The organism is Eubacterium sp. CAG:156, assembly GCF_000434315.1.
Classification (GTDB): Bacteria; Bacillota; Clostridia; order Lachnospirales; family Lachnospiraceae; genus Eubacterium_U; species Eubacterium_U album.
On sequence record NZ_FR878139.1, the window covers coordinates 1 to 5176 of the forward strand.

9 protein-coding genes are annotated in these 5176 nt (G+C 29.0%); all 9 read right to left on the minus strand.

The window, feature by feature from the left end; translation table 11 throughout:
- Positions 1 to 151 precede the first annotated feature (151 nt).
- The 9 genes from ABMA45_RS02165 to ABMA45_RS02205 all read right to left on the minus strand — a co-directional run bounded on the left by ABMA45_RS02165 (position 152) and on the right by ABMA45_RS02205 (position 5111).
- Positions 152 to 451 (minus strand): LiaF transmembrane domain-containing protein, encoded by a 300-nt coding sequence (locus tag ABMA45_RS02165; RefSeq protein WP_022088241.1) that lies wholly within the window; start codon positions 449 to 451, stop codon positions 152 to 154.
- 13 nt (positions 452 to 464) lie between these two features.
- Positions 465 to 1079 carry a hypothetical protein gene (locus ABMA45_RS02170; RefSeq protein WP_022088242.1) on the minus strand — a complete coding sequence of 205 codons (615 nt, stop codon included), beginning with the start codon at positions 1077 to 1079 and terminating at the stop codon, positions 465 to 467.
- Entirely contained in the window at positions 1060 to 1611 is a 552-nt protein-coding gene (locus ABMA45_RS02175) for a hypothetical protein (RefSeq protein WP_022088243.1), read from the minus strand. The genes ABMA45_RS02170 and ABMA45_RS02175 overlap by 20 nt, the downstream gene beginning before the upstream one ends.
- A gap of 82 nt (positions 1612 to 1693) precedes the next feature.
- Positions 1694 to 2209, minus strand: a complete 516-nt coding sequence (locus ABMA45_RS02180) for an RNA polymerase sigma factor (protein ID WP_022088244.1) — start codon at positions 2207 to 2209, stop codon at positions 1694 to 1696.
- Between the two features lie 450 nt (positions 2210 to 2659).
- On the minus strand, positions 2660 to 2851 hold the full coding sequence (locus tag ABMA45_RS02185; RefSeq protein ID WP_022088245.1) for a hypothetical protein: 192 nt from the start codon (positions 2849 to 2851) through the stop codon (positions 2660 to 2662).
- A gap of 42 nt (positions 2852 to 2893) precedes the next feature.
- Positions 2894 to 3253, minus strand: a complete 360-nt coding sequence (locus ABMA45_RS02190; protein ID WP_022088246.1) for a DUF6198 family protein — start codon at positions 3251 to 3253, stop codon at positions 2894 to 2896.
- 261 nt (positions 3254 to 3514) lie between these two features.
- Positions 3515 to 3910 (minus strand): 30S ribosomal protein S9, encoded by a 396-nt coding sequence (gene rpsI, locus ABMA45_RS02195; RefSeq protein WP_022088247.1) that lies wholly within the window; start codon positions 3908 to 3910, stop codon positions 3515 to 3517.
- Between the two features lie 23 nt (positions 3911 to 3933).
- Positions 3934 to 4362, minus strand: a complete 429-nt coding sequence (gene rplM, locus ABMA45_RS02200) for a 50S ribosomal protein L13 (protein WP_022088248.1) — start codon at positions 4360 to 4362, stop codon at positions 3934 to 3936.
- 350 nt (positions 4363 to 4712) lie between these two features.
- Positions 4713 to 5111 (minus strand): DUF3592 domain-containing protein, encoded by a 399-nt coding sequence (locus ABMA45_RS02205; RefSeq protein ID WP_348029898.1) that lies wholly within the window; start codon positions 5109 to 5111, stop codon positions 4713 to 4715.
- Positions 5112 to 5176: the final 65 nt, after the last annotated feature.

Sequence of the window (5176 nt, forward strand, 5' to 3'; positions counted from 1 at the left end):
ATCTGTCTACTTGACAGGGAGCATATCATTTGCATCCCCGACCGGTTATATTTAAAATTTACTTTTATTTACCTTTTACAATACATTTAAAATATCTTATACTAAAACACTTCTTTATATTTAACCTATTAGCCTCAAATAATATTACACATTACAACTGAATATATTGAGGATAATTGTCCATCAAAAATTCCACACCTGCCATCCCCATCGCAAATAGGATAAGAAAACATATCATAAACATTCCACCAATATCATACTTGAAATGTTTGTCATTAAATCTTAAAGTATAATATATAATTTCTCCTCCTAACATAATCAGCATAATTGGCCACATATGAAAAATAAATGCATAATTAAAACTTTTAAATATTGTTTTAATTAAAAATAACACACCAAAAAGTATCAGGCTTATTCCAAATGTAAATGTACCTACTCTTCTTTCCTTCATTTATTATTCCCCCTTAATCGCTTAATATTTCATCTTTTTCGTCTTTTTCTTTTTCAATAATTTCATCTTTTATAATCTCTAAGTCTTTATCTAAATCTTTTTCATCTGTATTTATATTTTCATATATTGATTTTCTTTTACCTATAATTAAGTAAATACCTACTCCTATTATTAATACTGAAAATACTACTTTAGGTAACACATATCTTATTAGTCCAAATATTGTATTATCTAAATCTATTCCCAACTGAATACAAAAACTTAATGCGCCATTATATAAAGAATTTATACCTATAAGAATTAATATCACTGCTACTACAATTCTTACTTTCTTAAAATTAAGTTTAAATTCATCTGTATTTTTAATAAATAACCAATCATCTTCTAATTTTTCGAACTGATCAGCCGGTAATGAATTTTTATTTATTGCATCAAAAAAAGCATAAAACCATACAATAGGAAGTGCAAATGCAATTGCATCTACTCCAATTAATGAAATTAATGCACAACATCCCATAAATATAGTCATTAAGCTAATTCCCTGTTTAAAAAATCCTAAATACATCTGACCTGCACCAGGCATACATGCCAAACAAAAATTCCAAAACTTATTTCTTTGTCTTTTCATCGTTATACACTCCTTTATCAAATTCTAAATTTTCGGCTATTCCTCCGGATATATTTTTCATTCCGGCTCCTATCTTTTCCGTAGACTGCTGTAACATTCTTGATATCGAAAATTTGTTATTTAACTGTTTCATTGTTTCTATTTTAGTTCCGATTAAATTTGGCTTAATTGAATCCATATTAAACACCATAAGTACAGCAATTCCTGCAGCAACAACAACCTTTGAACTATATGAAAACCATTCTGTTTTTTTACTTTTATATTTTGTTAATGGTATGATTTTGGCTTTTGATTCATGCTTTTCACCGCTTGTTTTTACCCTTTTCTGATATTTCTCATCATTTAATTTAGCTTCTATTTCATTCTGTAAATTATCAGTTGGCTCTATTAATTCCTCAACAGGGAAAAGATTTGCAAATCTTTCTGCACACTCTGTACATCCTGCCACATGCTCAATCAAATTCATTTCTTCATTTTGCTCTAATTTATGGTTATAATATGAAATTATTTCTTCATCTTTCAAATGATTCATCACAATTCCTCCTTCTTTGTATTGCCCCTCCCTTCGGTCAGCGGCTAAACGTCGGAAACATTTATAAGAAAATGAACTCCGTTCATTTTGTTTCCTCCTGCCACAATTTTTTGAGTACTTTTCTTACTCTTCCTATTTGAGTTTGCACCGTATGTAAATTTACATTTTTCTGTATTGCTATTTCTTTAGCTGTTTTTCCCTTATAAAAGTATTCAAAAGCAATAGTTTTATATGGTTCCTTAAGCTTGTTACAACATTTTTCCAACTGTTCCATAACAACTATTTCCATAACCTGATTTTCAGCCGAATCTACCGGAGGACTTCCCCTTTCAAGTTCTTCATCCCCACTTGGTATTGTTCTTCTCTCAGCTTTTTTCAAATGGTCCAGACACTTATTTGTAGTTATCCTTGTAATATATGCTTTTTCATTTTTCTTATCAAAGGATTCTATAACTCTATATACTGAAAAAAAAGTCTCCTGTGTTAAATCCTGAGCATCAAAATAATTATTTGTCATTCGATAGCATATTGAAAAAACCAATTTCTCATATTTAGTTAATAAATCTTCAAAATAATTATCTTGATTTATCTGTTCCACGATTTAACTCTCCTTTCTTATTTTTACCCCTCTATAATATATAACGATTTAGTAAAAGAAAAGTATTCAACTTTTTTAATTATTTTTTAATTTGAATGTAAACCTAACTTCTGTTTTGCTTTTCCCGCTTTCATTTTATATACTGCTGATTTGAAGATTAAAACCATCAGTTCGTATTTCATTTAAATAAATTTATGCAAAATTTCTCAATAATAAAAGATGTCTGATATTTGCTGACTCCACTTCTAACTAATTATTTAGTATAAATGGTTCATCTCATTATTTTCAGACATCATTTATAAACAAATTTATAAATATTAAAACTATTAAATTATAAGCTATTCGCTTTACTTGCGTTCTTTTCGTTTAATTATCTTTTTTTAATTAAAATTTTTACTGTACTTAATTAATAACTTTTCTATTTTTATACTAATTTTATTAAAAAGTTCTCTATTCAATATTCATATTGTTTTTTAACAAAATAGTATCTCGTTTTTCACCAAACATTTTAGTTATTAATCCGAGAAATGCTTCCACTAAAACTGCCGCAACTATCGTTCCTATTCCAACAGAGCCTAATGCCTTAAGTACAATTAAACAAGTAATTAACGAAATTGCTACCATTGAAATATCAAATCTCATTTTAAATTTGCTAAATTCTATATTTGTTTTATCAGCTATTGCCTACACTGCACCTTCTCCTGCTAATGGAACAATATCCGCTGGAAGATAGAAAAATATACCTACTGCTATTAAAGCGGCACTTTCTACCATCATTATTGTATGAATCGCGATATCATCCGTTTGTGGTAAAAATGAAAACAAATAATTTGAAAATGTAGTAAAATATCCAAATATTACTCCTACAACTAGTTGCAACAGATTTTTAATTTTAAAATCTTTTCTTAAATTAATAATCTGTAATACAACCAATCCAATATGAAAAAGAATTGTTGCCTTTCCCATTTCTAAACCTGTCATATACGTAATTGTATACGGAATTGAGCTTACCGGTGATACACCAAAATTAGATTTGACAGACATTTAAATTCCTAATGTCATAATAAATAAACCTAATATTTAAATTGTAATTCTTGTAAATAATTCCCCTTCTTTATTATTTCATTTATTTTTCTTAATACGTTAGCATCTCCTTTGTCTTATTTTAAAATAATGCACTGTTCCAAATTTTAACTCTTTTTTATTCTTATTTCAAATTTAAAGGAATTTTCATTTTTCAAAATAAGAAAACCCCCAAAAACAAAGTTTCTGAGAGTTTTCTGTATATTTGAAATATTCGATTTCCTATCTCTTTGAGAACTGTGGTGCTCTACGAGCTGCTTTGAGACCTGGTTTCTTTCTTTCTTTCATTCTTGGATCTCTTGTTAAGAATCCAGCTTTCTTAAGAATTGGTCTGTAAGCATCTGAATCAACTTCTAATAAAGCTCTTGAGATACCGTGTCTGATGGCACCAGCCTGTCCTGTGTATCCACCACCGTGTACACTTACGATTACGTCAAACTTATCTAAAGCATCAATAGCGTTTAATGGCTGACGTACGATAACTTTTAATGTATCTAAACCGAAGTATTCATCGATACTTCTCTTGTTGATTGTGATATTTCCTTTACCAGGCATTAAATATACTCTAGCAACACTGCTCTTTCTTCTACCTGTTCCATAATACTTTTCTACTGCCATTGTTTATTTCCTCCTTTCAGTCACTAAAATGTTAATACTTCTGGCTTCTGAGCTGCATGTGGATGCTCATTTCCAGCGTAAACATAAAGTTTTTTGTACATTTCTCTTCCTAAAGGTCCCTTTGGAAGCATGCCTTTAACTGCGAGTTCAATAACTGTTTCAGGTTTCTTTTCTAATTTTTCCTTAAGAGTAACTTCCTTCATTCCTCCTACATAATCTGAATGATGGTAGTACATCTTCTGTTCTAATTTCTTACCTGTTACTGCAATCTTTTCTGCATTTATAACTATTACATAATCACCAGTATCAATGTGTGGTGTGAACTGTGGTTTGTTCTTACCTCTTAATACTTTAGCGATTTCTGATGATAAACGACCTAATGTATATCCTGTAGCATCAACTACATACCATTTTCTTTCAATTGTTGATGGACTTGCCATATATGTTTTCATTGGTTTACCTCCTGAAATATTCTTCATTCTTATTAAATAAATATATGTTAAATGCTTCACCGGGGCTAATGGCTGAGCATTAAACCTACGCATTACACGTCATACTAAAATAGTATAGCGTAACACCATTTTACTGTCAACACATTTTTTAATTTCTCTATGTATTTATCTGCTATTTATATGCGTACTCTATGAATCATTTTTACCAATTTATCTGCGTACCAACCTAATTTTTAATATCTTAATTTAATTCATATAACCTTATGTTTTATAGCATCATTTTATAGCATATTAAGTAATTTACTTGTAAAGTATAAATATTAAAACAGCAGATATAAAAGCAATACCTATCAAAACGCCCCAACTATGGTAAACACTTTTGCTAAAATATGGGGTAACTTATCATCTTTTATATAATATTCACTACATTTTTGTGGATTATAATATATTTCCACGTTCTGCCCTTTTTTATATCTTGGTTTACCACTACCATAAGCTGATTCTTTTGTAATTGTAACATCACCTACATGATATTCAAATATAGGATAATATCCTGAACTTTTAACACTATCACTATTATAACTTTTATGTTTAACAACGTCCTTTACAATACCATATGTTTTTAAAATACATCTTTTTTCTTTTTTATTCATGTGCCTAAACATTAATAGCCCTATTAGAAAAAATATAAAACCTATTAAACTAAATATCCCGGAAAAGAGAATTATACTTAACCATTTATTATTCATATAACCACCCATACATTTCTTTACTTTAATTTTCTATATAAAAAAACAAGCAACCTAAGTTGCTT